This window comes from Haloarcula sebkhae (assembly GCF_014647415.1).
In the GTDB taxonomy this organism is placed as follows: domain Archaea; phylum Halobacteriota; class Halobacteria; order Halobacteriales; family Haloarculaceae; genus Haloarcula; species Haloarcula sebkhae.
Genome location: NZ_BMPD01000014.1, coordinates 1 through 19726, shown reverse-complemented (window position 1 = coordinate 19726; position 19726 = coordinate 1). Strand labels below are relative to the sequence as shown.

Sequence of the window (19726 nt, the reverse complement as noted above, 5' to 3'; positions counted from 1 at the left end):
TCGGCGTTTACTGACGAATGAATCGACGAACATACCTCACGGCCGTTGCGACGGCCCTTGGTGTGACTGCCAGCTCAGGGACTGTCGCTGGAGACGACAGTGATGAGCGATACGAGTCAGTAAGACAAGAGTTCGCAGATATAACCCGGTTTGCAGCACCAGACTCTAATGGACCGGCTGACGAATACGTTCGTCTCTACGACGATACAGCCGAGACGCTGATTTATGAGACCACACAAGGAACAAACGGTGTGGCCATAGCGACCCGCGACGCAGCAGGAATCGACGTCACGTCATAATTGGCGTGGCAAGCTGATTGTCTTGATGTCACTGCAATTAATTTGCCGTAGCAGTTGGTCCGGTGTTTGGGGTAATTCATTGTACGCTGATCAAACCGACCATCGGCGGCCCGAAGGGGACGAGGGCTGAATGAACGCAGGGCATCAGTCCCTCTGATAGCGTTTCATCTAGCGTCTTTCTGGGGTCACATACGCCCGCCGTCGGTAACCCTCCACCCACTTGACCCGTCACGAATCGACCCAGTAACACAGCCAACAGACAGAGATACTTTGGGACTCCCCTCGTCACACATGACACATATGACTAGCAGTTGTTCCGGATTTGGGGGTATTTGTTGTACGCTAATCAGGCCGACTAGCCAGCGGCGCGAGGGGGAGACGAGGGCTGGATGCAAGTGGAGCGTCTGGCCCCACGAACATTGCTTTATCAGTAGTTAGTAGCACGGTTTCTTTATTCAGAGATTGCCTTGTAAGAATGCGTCTGAAGTGTTTATTACAGGGTTAAAATTGAAGGAACTGGCCGCATTAACAACTACTGTTATCCTACGTTCTCCCCGGGTCGTATACGTCGACTAATTGTGATCACAGAATCGCATTGTACCAGCGGCTCCCGACTTAGACAAGTTCGCTGCACATTGATCAGTTTGAGTAGCCGTACTGTGTGAGGATATAGAAGCTGTGTGATAGGCGGGCCTGCGATATCACCAGATGGTGGCTTCACTGCTAAACGCCGCGTCGTTAGTCAGAATAGCTTCTGTTCCCCGAACTCTGTAGTTCGCGATGAGGAGAGCGTCATGCATCGTGTGGTGGTCGATGAGGCTCCCACAGACGACAAAATCTTGCTTGTCGGCAGCGGCGATCTAGATCGGTCCGTCGTTCACCGACCCGCACAAGAGTACCTAGTGGCGACGCTGCCATCGAAGCCTCGGGCAACTATCGCCCGATCTACGAGATGCTCGACGAGCATCTCGATGTCACCCTAGTAAATCCATCAAAGAACCGGATCATCGCCGATGCAACGGTCAAAATAGATCGTGTCGATAGGAAGAGACTCGCGCACATGCTCCGGGCGGACATGCTGGCTGAGAGTTACGTTCCACCGGACGAGATCCCGCAGCGTGCGGATCTCATCCGGACGCGCAAGTCGTTAGTCCGAAGAGCGGACTGCTGAAAACCGTGTCAGAGCAGTCCTCACTCGCACCGACAATACCTACGACAGCGAATTGTTCGGCCCGACCGGACGAGAGTTCCCGGCGGAACTCTGGCTGAGTGACGCCGACCGCACGATCATTGAAACTCATCTCTCAGTGATTGACGCTTACGACGAGCAAATCGAAGCCATCGAAGAAACGATTGAACAGAAGGTACTGGAATCGCCAGCAGCCCAACCCTGCTGACGATTCCGGGTGTCGGGCAGTACACTGTTGCTGTGATCGTCGCCGAGGTCGGTGAGATCAACCGCTTCGATGAAGACAAAGAACTCGTGAGCTACGCAGGGCTTGATCCGACGGTTCACCAATCTGGTCATAAAGAGATTCGCGGTGGCATCAGTAAAGAGGGCTCAGCGCCCTTGCACTGGGCCCTCGTTCAGTGTGCGAACATCACAGTTCGCTGTGACGAGCCCCTCGGGAACTTCTACACGCGATTGAAAGAGCGGAAGAACCATCAGATAGCGATTGTCGCAGCGGCTCGCAAGATGCTCGTGTCGATCTTTCATGTGCTGACGCGCAAAGAAGCCTACGACCCACCGGAGGTGAGTGTCCGAGCGACCGGTCCAGTCGCTCAGGCACGGCTTGCTTTCGTCCCCACAGCAACCGCTACCGCAATACGATTCCTCCTGCCTGTCAAGAACTCTGGCCCGCCAAGTAGCTGTTGTCTGGTGATTCTTCGCCTGCGTTCGGGTAGCTTGAAGCTCACACAAACAATTATTTTCAGCAGCGTCGAATTAGTCAGTACGGGATTTTCATAGGCGGTTCAGAGAGTGTTATTTTCAAGGCGACAGAGAACGAATTGAGTGCTCAGTCCGTCTGCGGATTGAACAGGCGAAAATGATATTACCATTAGGACTTTTATAAGGGGTGGAATGTGCCTCGAGTATTAGCGAGAATCCACTATTATCGACTCCCAATTCTCGGAGTGTGCGGGGCGGCAATGACGATCGTGCTCTCTAAGACAATCTCTACGAGATCCTGCCACGTCATGCAAACAACTACCAGCTGTTCAGGCTGTCACGTAGTCAAATTGATCGATGCACAAGCGTCAGGAGAGTCAGACGGTAGCCTTTATTGTAACGAGGCCTATCTGGTATCAGTGGTGAGTGATGGAACTTGGGGTGTGTGATAAAATCAAGTTCCATAACGTATGATAGAGTGCAGGAGAATAATGTTGTCCGCTAGCTGTTGGTCGATAGATGGGTCGTCGTCGGATGATGGTGGGCGGATGCACGAACCAATAAAGGTCAGTTGGATTGTATTTTCTCAACAGTAAGGACGTATGATGCGTTTGGGTGGGTCGAGCAGTCATCAATGTCAGTCTCGATTGATGCTTGCTCTCCAATAGTATTGACCCCGGCCAGTGGTGTGTCGCACTCAGCACACTGGACCAGCGCCTGGACCCCAATCGGTATCTCTGAATCGCTTTCTCCGAACATACGAACACTTGCTGACCACAGATAAGTAAGTTGCGTCAGACAGGGACGCGTATAATCTTATTTTTCCAGAGTCAACTGGAAGATTAGTGATGGCTGACGTACACTGGCAGTGGAGATCAATTATCATCACTATAACTTTTACAGGCGATGTAAGTGACAACTACGACAAGGTAACCAGTAACGATACTTGTTGTCTGAGTAGTCCTACCGACGACGGCAACAACAATAATGAGCGATGGGCCTAAAAAATGAAAGATATTAAGTATTGGATCGTCTGGTCCCGAGTTAATCACCCAATCAAGGATGTGGCTCCGAGGACGATATCGGTTCATTCGTAGATATCCCTCCACAGGAAGAGTTTCCTAACTGTTAAAAGTGCTGGGATTATTTCGAAGCGTCCAATCCACAGATTCATCATGAATGTAACCTTTCGAATCGCTGGCAACGACTCGGGGCCAGTAATCCCTGTAGAAATACCAACATTCCCCTGTGCGCTGGCGACCTCGAACAGGATCATTTCTAACGGATAGGCGTCGTCCGGAAGGACCAATATAAGGATAAATACACTCATTGTGAGAAATACTAACCAGAGAAGCGAAATAATCACTGCCTTACCCACCTCCCGGGGTGCTTCTTTTTTGTCAAGGATCCGGTCGTCAAACTGCAATCGCCGAACTGCACTGCCTGGGTAGAAGACCGACAAGATTTGAAATCGGATACCTTTAACCGGCATTGCAAGCCGGATAATCTTGATCCCGCCAGCGGTAGAGCCGGCCGCGGCACCGATAACCATCCGAAAGACCATGATAAGCAACGCAACTGTTGGCCAAGTGAATAATGAACGGGGTGCAGGGTCGGTTGCTGTCTGGAAACCGGTCGCAGTCACCGCCGAAACGAACTGAAAGCCACTGTATTGGAGTGCCTCGGCAGCTCCATCGTAAGCCGGCAAAACGCCGAGGCAGAGAAATATTGTCCCGATGAACAAAACCGCAGCGAACCACCGTGTTTGCAGATCATCATACAGTCCATGGAAGTCATCCTGTAGAACGAGGTAGTGGACGGGAAAGGCGATCCCACCCGCGATCATAATCGGAAGCAGTACGAGCTCTATGAGAGGGTTATTGTACGCGCCGATTGAGCCATCGATGACTGCGAATCCACCAGTCGAGATCGCAGTCATGCCGTGGTTGATTGCATGCCACAATGGAAGGCCCGCTAGCCAAAGCACGAGAATCGATAGGGAAGTGAAGAAAACGTAGATCCACCAGACCGTTCGGACAGTCGAGACGATGCTCGGGTGGATCTTTTGCGACCGAGCTTCGCTTTTATACAGTGTGAATGATTCCGCTCCCGGACGCACGAGGGCCGCCGTTGTGAGTACAATCACACCAACACCGCCGATCCACTCGGTTAGACTTCGCCACCATTGTACCGTGTGTGGAAGCGTCCCTTCATCAGGAACCATCGTCAATCCTGTGCCAGTGAACCCACTCATGCTTTCGAACAGTGCGTTCAGCGGGTTCGCCAGTGCTTCGACAGAACTTGATGGTGGAGGTGTCACCGTGGTAGCCGGAGTGTTAATCACAATCCAAGAGATTGTAAGAAATGGAAGCGACCCAAAGATCGTAATTGTGAACCATCCCGTAGCAGCGATCATCAACCCATGCAGTTTGGTCGGCGTATCAGCATCAGCGAATGTCGTCGAAAGCCCCCACCCGAGGACAAACGTCACGAGACTCGTAATAGCAAGTCCAGAGATGGTGTAGTATTCCTGTCAGTCTAATAGAATAAATATCGCACAAACATCACTCCACTAAAAACTCTGAGAATCCACCCGAGATCCCGCCCTACCGGTGCCACGTAATTGCGCGTCATCGATACTCCCCAAAGAGACCAAAGATATCAGTCACCGCAGGATCCGCTCCGCGATCGGAATACACTGTCAGAGTATCTCCGGCGTCAATCGAAGTCGTTGGACTGGCGATTTGTGGCTCGTTGCTGTCCGGAGGAACAGAAGCAACGATAAGTACATCGTCGGGAACTAGACCAGTCATCCTGGCGTCTTCAAGTATCATACCTGCAATTTCCGCATCCTCTGTAACCTCAATATTAAAAAACCTCTGCGCCGCCCTGAATTTTCATGTAGCCCTTGATTGGGGGATGTTGTGCCGTCCGATAAAGTGCATTTGCCGCCAAGTGATGGGGGCTTTCCATCACATTGACGCCCATCTTAGAGAACAGTTCATGATGTTCGACCCTGTGAAGAACCGAAGAGATGTTTGGGATGTCGAGCTCGGAACCAAGCATACAAACGAAGAAATTTATTGCGTCCATTTGAGTCGTTGTGATGAGAGTGTTTGCTCGACCGGCCCCAGCCTCTTTGAGCACTGATCTTCTTCTGGCATCGGCATTGAGAATCATACAGTCATAGTTGTTTGCGATCGCTTGTGCCTGCGTTTCATCTTGTTCGATGACCACGACATCATCGCCGGACTGTGTTGCAAGACCCAGTAGCGGGGGTCCAACGTCCCCCGCACCAACAATAATGATGTGCATTACCGAGGGTTACAAATAGATAGGTAAGACTGTTATTTTGTTAAACGCAGTACAAAACCTGATGTACCCTTCTTGCTACGATATAGCTGCTGGAGCGCCCTTGTTCAACAAATGCCGGAACGAAACGGGTGTACAAACTGTTCTACGACATCATAACCACGACACAACAAGAATTGATCTCACACCATAGCTGGCGTAGCAAGTGGATTATTGGCATCGATGTCACTGAAATAATTTCACGTAGCTACAGAAAGTCACTCACCGAAACCACTAGTTACTCGCAGAGGGTATATTTCTGGCCCGTTCCAAACAGATATACTGTAACCAGTCCAGCGAAACCATTTCTATAGTTCAGAGACTACTCTGTACTGAACTGCATTGATAACGCAAACAGACCTCTGTCGCTCACTGTACACACTAATCCATGTACCGTCGCTACACGCTGCTCGCGATCACGGTAATCGCGCTCGTTTTCGGTCCAGTATCAGTCGCTACAGGCTCTGTCACTAATGCCGGACAGGGGAAATCATCAACGGGCTCTACGCTGGACACAGGCCAAATTAGATTCGTAACTTCGAGCGTTGAGATCATCAACCTCACTACAGAGGAGAGTGAGAGGCATGACGGGCTAAGGCGCGGGGGATGGATAGAGAATAAGACTGTGGCAGTAAATGAGACTGTCTTCCTGAATGGGTTAACAAACCTCCGACCAGATGATCATGCTATCACTGTTGATGTCCTCAATAGTGAGTTCGAACGTGTTGCAGTCGCAACTACTGACCAGTGGGGAACCGACGGCGTCTGGAGGGTTGAATTAAACACGACCGGATTCGAACCGGGCACGTACACCATTGAGGCCACAGCCGCTGATACAACTGATCGGATTGAACTTAGGGTCATTGAACCAACACCACAACGAATCATCAACGAAACTGAAACACCGATACAAACTACCACGGAAATCGAGAGTAATGGAGTACAGAATGCTGAAACTGATATCACACCGATACTTCTCACTTCTGTGACCGAAGAGCAAGCAACAGTAGAAAACTCAGAACCGTCGACTGAGGCAACCGGTACTGGATTTGATGTTGGCACAGTAGTGCTTGCACTCATGCTCATTCTCCTGTGGTCTCGAAATAGCTGATACTGAGGGTGTCATAGAACGATTGCCATACCGAAGAGCAGGGTGAACGCTAAGGTGGAATGAGCCCAGCGACCCTGCAAGATACCCTTCGGTAGACTCGTTCTTCAATGTCGTGGAGACTGAGACGTTAGCGTTGCTTGAGCACCTTTCCTTCGAGTTTCTCGAAGAGTTCGATGTGTTCGCTCCGGCAGAGACGGGGCGAACACGAGACCACGAACCACCAGAGCTGATGCGTGTCTTTCTCCACGTTACTACAAGGGCATCTATGGCATCCACCCCGTTGAACGAGAGCGTCGGAACACGGTTGTTTGGTTGAGCTGTGGCTTCGATCGACCGCCGTAGAGAGACGCGGTCGATCGCTTTCTTACCGACTTCGAACATGTTGTCGGCGATGTCTTCGACCACCTCGTCGAACAGGCCCCCTACCGCGGCCTGCTCGACTTGACTTATTGCATTGGTTCAACGGATGTGAGGCCGGAGACTGCCGATCAAGACGCACCAAAGTGCTACGATCCAACAGCGACCAGTACTTTTTCGCTCTGTGCCTTCGGCTCGTCGTCGCAATCACCAACTACGAACGTGGAGACAATCCAGGTGGCACGATCATCACGGTGTGAGAGCTCTTCTATGACACTCTCGATACTTGCTACTATACAGATCTCATACTCCATACATGAACAATCGGATTGGGTAAGAATCCCGGACAGTGTTTCTTGCACCCGGCGTGTCTTATGACTCACCCGATTGTGAATGAGACGTAATGAATCTCATTGAGAATCTTGGCGGCAAAGTCGCCATTATCACTGGCGCATCTTCCGGTATTGGCGAAGCAACAGCGAAATCGCTAGCAGATGAAGGGGTCGCTGTCGTTCTTGCTGCCCGACGGAAAGACGAGCTCGAGAGTCTGGCCGACCAGATTAGAGCAAATGGCGGTGACGCACTCGTTAGTCCAACTGACGTAACCAGCGACGCAGATATTCAGGAGCTAGTTGACCGAACAGTGGATGAGTTTGGGCAGGTCGACATTCTGGTCAATAATGCCGGCGTGATGCTACTTGAAGAAGTTCAGGATGCTGATACGGAGAACTTCCAGCAAATGGTTGATGTGAACCTGAGCGGACTCATGAAGCTCACTCACGCAGTCCTCCCAACCATGCAAGACCACGGTGCGGGCCATATTGTCAATATATCATCAGTAGCTGGCCGGAAGTCGTTCCCTGGGTCGAGTGCATACAGCGCAACAAAATTCGGCGTCAACGGTTTTTCTGAGGGCCTCCGTCAAGAAGTCACGGGTGAAGACGACATCCGGGTAACTCTTATTGAGCCAGGCTATGTCAATACAGAACTCGCAGAGCACATACCTGATGAAGAGCGAAAACAGCAGACAAAGGAAGCACTCGAAACGATGGAGTCACTCACATCGAAAGACATCGCCCGGTCAATCACATATGCTGTTGGCCAACCCAAGCATGTTGATGTCAACGAACTATTGATCAGACCAACCCATCAAGAACTGTAGCTCAGTTATCATTCCACCCGCCGGAACAGGGCAACGAATTTTTAGCAGTAGTCCGGTGGAGATTGTGTCCAACTAATTCACAATTTTTGACTGCCAATAAATCATCAACTGGTGAGTTCGGGCCATCGATCCATCTCTCCACAAACCATCGATGGACGCAAGGCCGGAACCTGTCGTCGTCGATGACGACTCTCAATGATGGGTAGCACTCCACTTCCCCGGCTGCTTACCATCCTTGTACCGCGGCCTCTGCCAGGGTATCATCTGTCTGCGCAGCGGTGAGGCGCTAATCACTGCCACCGGAGACGGATGGCAGAGCTGCTCCCAACGATTGCCTGCGATTATATACCTGCTAGAATTTTTAATTCAAGTCGTCTCAAATCTTGGTCAGTTCTGGTTCTCGATCAGCACTCTTGTAGAACTCACTTGGGAGACTCTTTCTGGTAGGACTTACGGCGAGTTTATCGGAGTTTTCGTGGTAATTTCCTCGAAGTTCCCAATTGTTAATTGGCAGAATATCTGCGCGAAGGTGGTCCGCGCACTCCAAACGGCGGTTTCCTCATCTGCTTTGCCGCCGCGAACACTAAGTAGAAACACGTCAAGGTCGACTATCAGCATTCGCTCAGCATATTCGTTACTTTGATTCACCTGCGAAGAACGGAACACGTCGATAGTGTCATTGTCGAGCCACGAACTATCGACCGTCTGACCGCTCTTTGCAAGTAGTGTGACGTCAATACCACGCTCACACGCTGCTTCCAGTGCTGTTACCAAGTCTGGGCTTGGGTCAACAAGATTTGGGCCACCATACAGAATTGTTTGGTTCGCTTCGGAAGCTAGTTTAGCAATCCTCTCGGTAATAGCTGTTTCTCCAGTGATTGACCAGACATCTTCGTTCTCTTCAGCTTCATTTCCAGTAGCAGATTCCAACGACTCAAGATAGTCAAACACACTATCACGCTGAGTTTCAAACCGATTTTCAAGCTGCGCTTTTGCTTCATCCAGTGAAACAGGTTGGAATACCTGTGGATTCGACTGCTGGATGCTAATGAACCCGCGACTCTCTAAATCGTGTGCTGTCGTGTATACTTGTGATCGGGGAACCTCGGTTACAGAAGCTATCTCACGGGCAGTCCCGCTCCCAATCTCAACGAGTGCGATAAATACCCGTGCCTCATACGTTGACAGCCCTAGCTTTTTCAATGACTCAGTTGCCTCGTTATCGCTCATGCTATTGATTCTCCGAATGCTTTACTATCGTGTGTGCTGTTGTTATTCGGTTTTTGAACATTGTGTATTCAATCATATTTGAATGGCGTTCGCTCATTGGTTCACCCGAAAGTCGTGTCGAGACAGGAACTGTGTAATATCATATTCAACGAATCGGGACCAGATCACAAGTGCAGAGGGGACGATAATTATCGATGCAAGATACGAATAAAGAATTGTCAGCCCAGTCAATATGCCGAACTGTCCAAGCACTGGTGTGATTGCAATTACGAGCACCCCAATTCCTGACACTGTTGTTAACATCGAACCGGTAAGTGCTCCACCAGTACCGCGGACTGTCGTAGTGAGTGCCACAAAGACGTCCGTACCTCGTTCATATTCTTCTGAGAATCGGTGGATCAGGTGTGCAGAATAGTCTGTTCCAAGCCCGAGCCCGATCGAGAGGATGGTTCCAGTCAGGACGTTAAATGGAATCCCGAGGTAACGCATTGTTGCAGCGATACCAGCAACGGTGATTGCAATAGGCAGGAGATTAACCACCCCAAGAATAGGCCGGCCTTCAAGCACGGCATACGCGATAATAAGGAAGATACCAGACCCGACGAGAGCAAGAGCGAGGCTAATCAGCGCTGACTCACCAATCACGTCTGAAACTGCTTTGAGAACAATGACACCGCCAGTTGCAGTTGCTTTAAACCGGAAGCGATCCGCAACAGTGCGGGTGTCAGAAGTCACTTCATCCTGTGTTGCATCGGCTTCAACAGCGTACTCAATACGCGCTGACGTGTAGTCGTCGGTAATATAATTCAGCGCCTGTCCTCGCGCTGGTGAGTCAAGTAAGGCATCATAGATTGTTACCAAGTTATCATCTGGGATCCCGTTCGCGTTTCGGTCGTTTTGGGCGACAAGTGCAGCGAACTCGGGGTTTCGATCAGCGTACGACCGTATAACAGTAACGATAGATGTTTCACGGGCATGACCTTCATCAATAATAAAGCTATCCGGCGGAGAGTCTCCTGCGCGGTACATAGATTCAAGAGCCCCGTCATTTGTTAACGACCCTTCAACGTACACTGTCGTTGTATCCTCCTCGCCAGTTTGGAACCGATCCTCGAGGAAATTTGTTGTTTCTGTCACCGTGTACTCGCTTGGCTGTACACTTGCTGGCAAGTATTCCAGATACTCTGGATTTTCTTCCGGAGGCAGAAAGTCATCCTGCGAGAACCGCGACTCAACTCCAGAGCCATAGACACCGACCCACGCTGTGCTGAGTACCAGTAGGATTATGAAGGTCTTTGGAGCGGCTCTACCGATGTGTACGCCAACTAGGAGGACTCGACCAAGTAGTGAGTCCTCCGACCCCATCGGTTGTGACCCGAACGTTGGAATCGAATATCGCTGGCATAATTGATCAGCATAGACCTTGCTTGCTGGAAGAAACACTCCAAAGATGAGGAATGTGAATACAATACCGATGGCAGCGACAATGCCAAAGTCCTGAATCGATCCCAATGGGCTACTCATATTTGCAGCAAAGCCAACTACGGTAGTACCAGTCACAATAGCAAATGCGACGAGCAACTGATCGGTAGTGGTCCGCATCGACTCTTGGATCCCGTACCCTTGGACCCGTTCTTCACGGTAGCGATTGATTGCGTGAATACCGAAGTCAATCCCGACCGCAAGTAGAAGGGGGGGAACTGCGATTAGTAGTTGTGAGAACGCGATGCCTGCCAAGCCCATAAAGCCGAATGTCCAGAGAATTGCCATCGCTAACGCCACCACACCTAATAGAAGATCGACGGGGTCTCGATAGGCAATAATAAGGAAAAACAGGATCAGTCCGACTGCAGCGGGTACTACTAGAGCTAGTGAGTCGCTTATCACTGATGACAGCTCTTCAGATGTGAGGCCACTTCCGAAAACAGTGATGTCACCACCAACGGAATCAACGATAAAGACCGCTTGCTGCTGGATACTAGTGAGTGGGCTTGACCCGCTGCTACCCGGACCGCTATCGGTTTCGGTTTGCAGTTGATGTGTAACGATCCCGATTGTTGCTGAAGCGCTGGCTGAACGAGCATTGAAGTCGTTGCTGAGACTGGCTCGAAATTGTGGATTCCGCTCAGCGGCTGTTTGCACAGCTTGGTCAATCTCGCTCGGTGTCGCGGTTTCAACAGCGCGGATCTGCTCTTCGAATGTTTCTGCAGACGGGTCAAGGGTTCTGGCAACTGCCTGTGCGACGCTTGTGGTAGATTCGACCTGCATCTCAGGGTTCTTTGACAGCCGATGCTGCGCTCGAAGCATCCGAAGTAATTCTGGCTTCGACAAGACATTCTGACCTGAGTGGATGAGTTGTGTCGTCCCTGTGTCTGTTTCAAACGTGATTCTCTCAAAATTGTTGTTTACTTCGTCCAACGCATCGGCTGCAGGTACATCGTCGACAAACTGACTGGTCCCAGACTCCGTGCCGGACTGCCCAAGGCCAGTCGCAAACACGCCTGACAGAAGCAAAAAAACGAGGATAACCTGCTTTGGCCGATCCGCAATCCAGTGGTCTGCAATATCAATATACCGCTGATAGTTGAGCTCGAAATCCATGAATTAGCTCGACCACCGCCGCCAGCCGCCGATTCCAGCGATCCCAATGATGACAAGCGCGCCTAAGACAAGAGGGAGCGGGAAGCCACTTTCCTCGACTTCTGTTACGTCAATTGCGGTGGTATATGTTTTCGAGACTTCAGAGTCGCCATCTGGCATTTCGTACTGGAAATCAAGTGAGACTGGATATGTTTTCGGGAGCGCATCACCTGCTGCAGAGAGTGCAATGGTAAATTCGGCTGTTTCGTTTGCCGCCAGCGAGGTGACAATCGCTTCATCGTTATCACTGGACAAGGGGCTTTCAACAAACGCCTTTGCTTCGACGTTTTGTAGCGGTTTCTCACCGTTGTTAGTGATTTGGATTGTTACGGCTTGGTCACTCCCAGCTTCGATTTTATCTGTTGTACTTTTTACAATGAATCTGTCGCGCTTGGGTTCAACTCTTGCTTTTGTCTCTAATACATCACTTCTCCGCACATCGCCACGCGCGTTACGATAACGAGTTGTAAGATTGAACTGCTGAACACTGGCGCTTCCTGCATCGCTTACGGTTACAGTATACTCAAAGTTAGCACGCTCACCTGGTTCAATATCAGGAATCGCGTATTCTGAGGAGTCAACTACAATGTTTGGGTTGGATGGCGAGAACATCACAACTGGGTTTGTAACCGCACCTGGTCCATCATTAACAACTGTTCCCGAAACTGTCCCTTCTTCACCGACGCGAAGATTTGTCGAGACGTTTGTAACTGAGAAAGACTGCTCAGCAGTCGGTCGCACTCCGGTAGTCAGCGTTCGAGAGTCCCGGTCAATTCCGTCGGTGTCGCGGTAGTTCACCGTGAGATCAACGGAGTATGCTCGAAGTGTGGCGTCGTCAACCATTTCAACGGTATATTCGACGACACGCTGTTCACCTGGCTCCCACGACCCGACATTTGCGGTTGAACTCTTCGATCCGGTCCCAAACAGCAGTTCATCGCTGGAAGATGCTGCAGCAACGCTCGCGTCCCGTGCTGCTCGGTCACCAACGTTCTCTATCGTTACAGTGAGATTTCCACGGTCGCCGACCTGGGCAGTAGTCGTTGAATCGACAATGTCGAATCGCGACTGACTGCGCACACGAATCGTTACATACTTTGTTCGACTCCGGTCGAAATCGTTGTATTCGGGTCCAAAGCTATCGAAATCGACACTTCGAGTAGATGCGTAGCTGATTTTGACAGGGACTCGGTATGTCCCTGGCTCTGCACCATCTCGGACAGTGATGTCGACAGGTGGGGCTGATGTCGTCCCTGTTGGTACGTTTCCGATACCAACTGGTCCAGTATTTATTTCAATTGGTGCGGATCCGGATTCGACTTCGGCTACGACACCACGGGCAGTTGTGACGCGGTCTTCATACTCTGCAGGGCCACCTTTTCTGATTGAACCCCGGTTTATCACCTCAAGCTTCAGTTCTGCTTGGGTCCCTGGTTCAAATTCTTGAGTGGGAGCATTGATATCAATGTCTGGGGATCCAATCACCTGTCCAGAATTCCCCGCCGTTTGCGCAGTTACCGGAGCGATAGTTGAGCCAAGAAGAACGGCAGAAAGGATGGTTGCAACGATAACAGAACGTACGTGATTACAAACCACAGTTCACCCCAATAGATTCTTTAATACATAGTCGTGATGAAAATCTCTCTTGAGTGGTAGGCAAATAACTTTGTTTGTACATACCTACTTACAGAAGAGAATGAGAGACTTAAGAATGTTTCTCATTGCTCAATGGCGGTGTCTAGTTAACGATGAAAGTGAAGCAAGTGTACCTTTTGCTGTCCGGCCGAAACCACACGCCTCAGCGAGAGTAGCGAGTAGGTTGATTTGGATTCTGTGGAGCATGAACGGATGCCCGAGCGAGCGATAAAACTCGGTATTCAGATACACGTGGCTGGACTATCATTTTCGGATACCGTCTCGATATTTAAGTGTTTGGGTGTCGATCGTCATCGAACTACCGTCCATCGATAGGTACAGAAAGCTGATCTATAGCCGACAGACGGTGCGGATCCGACTCATGTTGCGGTCGATGAACTGTGATTCGGCTCAATTTTGAGCGACATTGGCCGTAGCTGCCGACGATCTTGGAACATACCGCTTGCTCCATGTGTGACCCTATTCGACGAGAACCTCCGCGATTTCTTCGATAGTTCTCTCCGAACTTCGGGAGAAACATCAGGTCAACGACGCGGTCTTTCTCGTTGACGGTGTGCCATGGCTGCAGACAGCCTGCCATCACCACGGGCTCCGATTCCAACACGTCACAGATGGGAATCGGAATACCGTCGAACGTGTCTTCCGTGAAATAAAGCGACGAACAATCCAGTTCTCAAATATAGTCAGTCACGTCAAACCAAGCACCGCCGAAAATTGGTTACAAGTGTTCGTCTTCCCATAGAACTAGCTAATCTAGACACTACCTTTACACAGGTGTTCCATCTAATGACTACTGAAAGCCCGTCGCCCCGCAAGAGTTTTCGCCACAAATATATTTACGAAGAGCTTTGAGATATCCCTGCACAGTCTGCCGAGTTGCTGAGACAGAAGCCCTGATCCACCAGTCAGCGACAACCGACAGTCATGGCTGAGCAACGTCTGTGTCCTACACCTACCACATTCACTCAGCCGAGCAGATCTCGAGGAAACATGGAGCGGGGGGCAGCACCCATCATTCAATACTAATGATAGGATTAGTAATTTTTACGCAATCCCATGCCGCGCTGGCGGACATGTTCGAAGACGCGGGCATCACCGCCAGCAACAGAATGGGCGACAGCCATGGGCAAATGGCATGTTACAGCCCATTCAGCGTCGCCAAAGTCGCGACGGGTTCTAGTCCCGGGCTATCTGAGAGACTGATTGAATCCTATGAGAATGCAGAGCAGGGCCCAGAACCCATCGAAGCGTGGAGCGAGTCGAGATAAAAAAACGTTTGATAGTCGCAGAATCGTAAGCCAGCGTTGGGATAGGTCTCGTTACACCCGATTCTGGTGGCAGCGATCAGCGGGTTCAGCCCTGTATGGACAGCCGATTCTCAGATAGGGACAGTCACGGGACGAAAATAGTGGGAAGCCGGAAGGAAGTGGGTGTGGGAGTGGCGTGCTCTGCACCATTTGAGTAGCCATCCACGACAACAGGTTCTGGACCCGGAGCCTGTGGTGACTCAATTGGTTATCAGGGGGATCTAGAACGGGGATCAGAACCTATCTCATAAAACACATTCCCGATTAAAAATACTTTCGATATGTCATCATATACATTCCAGCTTGTTCAGCACCGAGTACGCGAGTTGGACACGCCAGATGTCCGCAGTCGTACAGCCACAGCACAGACTCCTATAGCGAATACAATACTTGATCACCGACGGAATAGTGGCTAGCCGGGGTGCCTTCGAATGGAGCGAGTACAATGGCCACTATCCGGTCTTGCCGCCTACACCGACAGGTTCGAACCCAGTCTACCCAGACATCTCTGGGAGGCGTACTGACTGGCGGGCTGGACCTCAGAACCTATCCGCACAATTAGTAATAATCGGCTCTGTAGTTTCGCTAGACGCAACGACTACGACTACGACTGCGTTATCTCGGTAGAAAGCGAAGAGACAGATTGGTGTGGCATCCAAAATCCGTCTCTTCACCCGTGCTACGGTTGCGGAGGCTAAATCCGCTGTCGATAACCCGGACGAACCGGCCGCCGGTGCCACTTGATTTGCCACAGAATATGGCACTCATGGACATCGCAGCTGATGCGATGAATAAGGCGATTCAGGGAAGTAAAACCGCACAGGAAGCGCTTGACACTGCGGCTTCCGAAATGACGAGGATACTGGACACCTGATAGCAACAGAGGGGATAGAAAACAGGAAGGTGTTATAGCCCGCCCATACCATTTTTCCGGGTTCTGGACTGATTTGTTGCACGTCAATCAAACTAGGCAGCCGGTGGCGCGAAGGGTGGTAGAGGACTGCATGAAATCTGGGCGTCAGGTCCCCGAATATTGCTCTACCCTGCGTCCGCTTCGAGGTCGTATACATCTCCCTAATCGGGAACCGTCTACACCCTTGACCCGCCACGAACCGACCCAGAAACGCAGCCTACAGGCAGAGATGCCTGACGCTACAAAGTGCCGAAAACCGATTCTACTCACATCTCATATCCAAGTAGAACTAGAAATTCATGCTTCAGCAAATAATATACTGTTACTGTATCGTTATGGGGCAAAAAAGAGTACAGATGACGAAAATAATGCCAACAAGAGAAAAGACTTAATCACACACAGCGAACGGGAAAGCGTGGTAATAGTATCAGATACGATATCTTCTGTGACGATGCATTCGGGAGAGACATATGCCGAGTAGTGACGAGCAAACGATTCACCAGCCCTCACAGGAGCGGCTCGCAGAACTCGCTGCTGCTGCCGGACTGCGGCTAAATGAGGACGAAATTGAAGATTATCAAGAGTTAGTCAACGCGACGCTCGAAGACGCTGGACGCGTTGCCGAGGCCGACAATCCTCAATTCGGTGTTCACGACATCAAGTACACTGATAGGTCACCCGGCTATCGACCGGATGCTACTGAGGACCCTTACAACGCGTGGATTACGAAATTCACTGTCGAAGGAGCCGAAAGCGGTCCGCTTTCGGGGATGGAAATCGGGCTTAAAGACAACATTGCGCTTGCGGGATACGAAATGACATGTGGCTCGTCCGTACTTGAAGGATACGTGCCACAGATTGACGCCACTGTGGCGACCCGTCTACTAGACGCTGGGGCGACCCTCACAGGCAAGCTCAATATGGAGAGCTTTGCGTGGTCTGGATCCAGCGACATGAGCGATTTCGGTACCGTTGAGACACCACATGCTGAAGGGCACCTTACAGGCGGGTCATCTAGTGGCAGCGGTGCCGCGCCGGCCGCAGGTGACTGCGACGCTGCCCTCGGTGGCGATCAGGGTGGTTCGATTCGGGTCCCGAGCGCTTGGTCCGGCCTTGTCGGACTGAAGCCAACAACAGGCCTTGTTCCGTACACCGGCATTTTCCCAATCGATCGTGGATACGATCACACGGGACCACAGGCCAAAACCGTCGAAGATGCTGCAGCTATTATGGAGGTCATTGCCGGCGAAGATCTTCAGGATGGGCTGAAAATGGACCCTCGGCAGCCACGCGGTGTTGAGGCAGACGATTACACTGGAGCGCTTGAGGAGGATCTTGACGGTGTGTCCATTGGCGTCCTTGAGGAAGGGTTTGGTTGGGAGAGTTCAGACGAGGAAGTCGATGCCGCCGTTCGAGGCGCTATCGAGGTTCTTGAAGGACTCGGTGCGGAAACCGAATCAGTGTCAGTTGATACACATCGGCTAACTGTCCCGATCTGGACGGTCGCTGCGACCCAAGGTGGCATCAGCTTACTAAAAGATGAGGGCGTTGGCACGAATTACAAGGGATGGTACTGGAATGATCTGCTTGAGGCGTTCAGTAAGTTCCGTGAAGCGCGTGCCCACGAGTTCCCGCCAACAGTCAAGACGTCATTACTGGCTGACGCTCACTTACGTGATGAGTACAGCATCGAACTGTACGCAAAGGCAAAGAATCTCGCACTAGACGCTGAGCGGAAGTACAATGTCCATCTGGAAGAACACGACGCGCTGGTCCTCCCGACGACCCCGATGCTCCCGTATGAGCGGGACGACAGCCTGAGTCGGGTCGAACGGGTTGGCCGTACGCTTGGCAACCTGGCGAATACGGGGATGTTTGACCTGACAAACCACCCGGCTCTAACCGTTCCGTGTGCGAAGCCGGACGGACTTCCTGTGGGGATGATGCTCGTTGGGAGCCATCTCGACGAGACGGCCCTGTTCAACATCGCCAGCTCGTTCGAAGCCGAAGTCGACTGGGAGCAACCATAACTCACGCTATCAGTTGTTCCGGATTTTGGAGTGTTGCACGCTAATTAGGCCGACCAGCCGGCGGCGCGAAGGGTGGGAGACAGGTCTGGATGAATGCCGGGCGTCGGACCCCTCGAGCACTGCCCTATCCTGCGTCCTCTTCGGGGTCGTATACGTTTCCCCAGTTGGGCACTTTCTCCAAGTTGAGTTCATTGGTCCCTACCTCATTGGCGCAGCATTTGCTGGCCTGTCTCCTTGGGTTCACTGGTACGTTCCTCAGCACTGATATGAGGGCCCTCAGACAACTTTCAGCTCGAGGACGGCAGCACAACTTTGACGACGGCTACCATCCGGTTTAGATGGGCTGCGAGAACGTAGTAAGGCCTGACCCGCTGGCGTCCTCAACACGCGCGATGTCCAGATGCAACTCTCGCCAGTAACTGACTCCCTGCCGGAGCGGCCACCAAACTCTCGCTGCGATCGCCTGAACAAACGACAGTATCTCGACTTTTTATTGAGTTACAAGGCGATTGTGCGCGTCGGCGGGGTAGGCTACCGCTGTCAGGACGGTTGTCGAGAACACTCGAAACAGGGTGGATCGTTCACTGGAACCGGTGGGGTGTCCACAATCGATAGAATCACTGGAACGGCGACCGCGATGACCGCGGCCGAGATGGGGGAAATCCTCGAAAGCCTGTGAGTGTTCGACCGACCGCCCCAGTAGTTGATTGGTATCTCGCTAGCTGTCAGAATATATGGTCGAGAGCCCAGAGGGGTATTGTACATTCCAGCGTATGGAATCTGGACGTTCTGGCCACTCGCAATGTGCTGTCATCACCGATATTTAGAAATGTACAACTATTATATATGAGTGACTATCTTGTTGTGTTTCCTCAAAGAGACAGGCACGCTCAGCCTCGAGCAGGGTTAGAGAATAGTGATGCCAAGACTATATGCCCAGGACTGTGAACCGATCGCAACGATGATCAGCGCACCCCCGGCCAATGCAATATTCTTCAGAAACTGCGTCATCTCAGTTTGTTGCTCATCTTCCGAGACAGCCCAGAAGTCGTGGAAAATAAGCGCGGAAGCGACGAGGAATACAGCAATCAATATCGCGCTGATAGCTGGCAGAACACCGGCAATAATCCCGAGTCCACCTCCGATGAGGAGGCCTCCGGAGAGCAACACACCCAATTTGGGTGCTGGAAGGCCCTTGTATTCTGCGTAGCCAGTCATCTCTTCAGTCTCGAAACAGTGATTTAGGCCGGTAAACGCAAGCACGCCCCCGAACAGGACGCGACCAGCGAGGAGTGCTAGTCCCTCCATGCCTTCAATAGCCATTATGCACGCACCTCCCAATATTCGCCACCCACATTCTTCCTTATTGTTTCAACAGTTACAGTCAGGTGTACCATGTTTACGTCTAAACTGAGGACATTTGTAGGTGTTTGGCGACACCTGTACTACTACGTAACATCGGTGTTACTGGCCCACTTAATTTTCTCAGCCCCCTACCCAGAAGTGTAGCTATGTCACACGATGATGACGATGAGCGGTACGATGTTTCCCGGCAAGAGTTTGACAGTGTCTCTGAACTCCTCCTGCCAGAGTCAAGTAGCGTCGACAGTCAGCTCCGACTCCATGACTCGGAGGCAAACACGGTTCTCTACGTTACGGAGAGTAGTGATGGGATCTCAGTGAACGTCCGCGACGACTCGGCGTTTACTGACGAATGAATCGACGAACATACCTCACGGCCGTTGCGACGGCCCTTGGTGTGACTGCCAGCTCAGGGAC

Annotated in this window: 10 protein-coding genes and 4 pseudogenes; 8 read left to right on the top strand and 6 right to left on the bottom strand. The window is 51.4% G+C overall.

Annotated elements, in window-relative coordinates; genetic code table 11:
- Window positions 1–1203: 1203 nt before the first annotated feature.
- A pseudogene (locus IEY38_RS21960) lies at window positions 1204–2058 on the top strand (IS110 family RNA-guided transposase); the annotation flags it as partial.
- Window positions 2059–3277: 1219 nt separating this feature from the next.
- On the opposite strand, the pseudogene IEY38_RS21035 reads toward IEY38_RS21960, so the two are convergent.
- Window positions 3278–4824 (bottom strand): annotated as a pseudogene (locus tag IEY38_RS21035) (TrkH family potassium uptake protein).
- Window positions 4825–5058: 234 nt separating this feature from the next.
- Window positions 5059–5505, bottom strand: a complete 447-nt coding sequence (locus tag IEY38_RS21555; RefSeq protein ID WP_004592185.1) for a potassium channel family protein — start codon at window positions 5503–5505, stop codon at window positions 5059–5061.
- Between the two features lie 424 nt (window positions 5506–5929).
- Here IEY38_RS21555 and IEY38_RS21025 point away from each other — a divergent pair, with 424 nt between their 5' ends.
- The 3 genes and pseudogenes from IEY38_RS21025 to IEY38_RS21015 all read left to right on the top strand — a co-directional run bounded on the left by IEY38_RS21025 (window position 5930) and on the right by IEY38_RS21015 (window position 8171).
- Window positions 5930–6652: a hypothetical protein gene (locus IEY38_RS21025; RefSeq protein ID WP_004592186.1), complete on the top strand. Its 723-nt coding sequence runs from the start codon at window positions 5930–5932 to the stop codon at window positions 6650–6652.
- 59 nt (window positions 6653–6711) lie between these two features.
- Window positions 6712–7175, top strand: a pseudogene (locus tag IEY38_RS21020) (IS5/IS1182 family transposase); the annotation flags it as partial.
- A gap of 237 nt (window positions 7176–7412) precedes the next feature.
- On the top strand, window positions 7413–8171 hold the full coding sequence (locus IEY38_RS21015; protein ID WP_004592187.1) for an SDR family NAD(P)-dependent oxidoreductase: 759 nt from the start codon (window positions 7413–7415) through the stop codon (window positions 8169–8171).
- Between the two features lie 450 nt (window positions 8172–8621).
- Here IEY38_RS21015 and IEY38_RS21010 read toward each other — a convergent pair whose 3' ends face one another.
- The 3 genes from IEY38_RS21010 to IEY38_RS21550 all read right to left on the bottom strand — a co-directional run bounded on the left by IEY38_RS21010 (window position 8622) and on the right by IEY38_RS21550 (window position 13637).
- On the bottom strand, window positions 8622–9401 hold the full coding sequence (locus IEY38_RS21010) for a TrmB family transcriptional regulator (RefSeq protein ID WP_004592188.1): 780 nt from the start codon (window positions 9399–9401) through the stop codon (window positions 8622–8624).
- 93 nt (window positions 9402–9494) lie between these two features.
- On the bottom strand, window positions 9495–12002 hold the full coding sequence (locus tag IEY38_RS21005) for an efflux RND transporter permease subunit (RefSeq protein ID WP_004592189.1): 2508 nt from the start codon (window positions 12000–12002) through the stop codon (window positions 9495–9497).
- A gap of 3 nt (window positions 12003–12005) precedes the next feature.
- The gene (locus IEY38_RS21550; protein ID WP_229775425.1) at window positions 12006–13637 is read right to left on the bottom strand and encodes a COG1361 S-layer family protein; all 1632 of its coding nucleotides are present in this window, start codon (window positions 13635–13637) and stop codon (window positions 12006–12008) included.
- Window positions 13638–13865: 228 nt separating this feature from the next.
- Between IEY38_RS21550 and IEY38_RS20995 the strand changes: the two are divergent.
- The 3 genes and pseudogenes from IEY38_RS20995 to IEY38_RS20985 all read left to right on the top strand — a co-directional run bounded on the left by IEY38_RS20995 (window position 13866) and on the right by IEY38_RS20985 (window position 18626).
- A pseudogene (locus IEY38_RS20995) lies at window positions 13866–14439 on the top strand (IS6 family transposase).
- Window positions 14440–16387: 1948 nt separating this feature from the next.
- A complete protein-coding gene (locus tag IEY38_RS20990) occupies window positions 16388–17947 on the top strand; it encodes an amidase (protein WP_004592192.1) in 1560 nt (519 codons plus the stop codon).
- Window positions 17948–18347: 400 nt separating this feature from the next.
- Window positions 18348–18626, top strand: coding sequence for a hypothetical protein (locus IEY38_RS20985; RefSeq protein WP_188980992.1), 279 nt, complete (start codon window positions 18348–18350; stop codon window positions 18624–18626).
- Window positions 18627–18853: 227 nt separating this feature from the next.
- Here the strand turns inward: IEY38_RS20985 and IEY38_RS20980 are convergent, their stop codons facing one another.
- Window positions 18854–19270, bottom strand: coding sequence for a DoxX family protein (locus IEY38_RS20980; RefSeq protein WP_188979816.1), 417 nt, complete (start codon window positions 19268–19270; stop codon window positions 18854–18856).
- Window positions 19271–19458: 188 nt separating this feature from the next.
- Here IEY38_RS20980 and IEY38_RS20975 point away from each other — a divergent pair, with 188 nt between their 5' ends.
- Complete coding sequence (locus IEY38_RS20975; RefSeq protein WP_188980989.1) at window positions 19459–19665, top strand: hypothetical protein; 207 nt, start codon at window positions 19459–19461, stop codon at window positions 19663–19665.
- The last annotated feature ends 61 nt before the right edge of the window (window positions 19666–19726 follow it).

What these genes read in the sequence shown, in the direction of transcription:
- IEY38_RS21555 (WP_004592185.1), bottom strand. Translation starts at nt 5,505, where the DNA reads ATGCACATCATTATTGTTGGTGCGGGGGACGTTGGACCCCCGCTACTG.
- IEY38_RS21025 (WP_004592186.1), top strand. Translation starts at nt 5,930, where the DNA reads ATGTACCGTCGCTACACGCTGCTCGCGATCACGGTAATCGCGCTCGTT.
- IEY38_RS21015 (WP_004592187.1), top strand. Translation starts at nt 7,413, where the DNA reads ATGAATCTCATTGAGAATCTTGGCGGCAAAGTCGCCATTATCACTGGC.
- IEY38_RS21010 (WP_004592188.1), bottom strand. Translation starts at nt 9,401, where the DNA reads ATGAGCGATAACGAGGCAACTGAGTCATTGAAAAAGCTAGGGCTGTCA.
- IEY38_RS21005 (WP_004592189.1), bottom strand. Translation starts at nt 12,002, where the DNA reads ATGGATTTCGAGCTCAACTATCAGCGGTATATTGATATTGCAGACCAC.
- IEY38_RS20990 (WP_004592192.1), top strand. Translation starts at nt 16,388, where the DNA reads ATGCCGAGTAGTGACGAGCAAACGATTCACCAGCCCTCACAGGAGCGG.
- IEY38_RS20985 (WP_188980992.1), top strand. Translation starts at nt 18,348, where the DNA reads ATGCAACTCTCGCCAGTAACTGACTCCCTGCCGGAGCGGCCACCAAAC.
- IEY38_RS20980 (WP_188979816.1), bottom strand. Translation starts at nt 19,270, where the DNA reads ATGGCTATTGAAGGCATGGAGGGACTAGCACTCCTCGCTGGTCGCGTC.
- IEY38_RS20975 (WP_188980989.1), top strand. Translation starts at nt 19,459, where the DNA reads ATGTCACACGATGATGACGATGAGCGGTACGATGTTTCCCGGCAAGAG.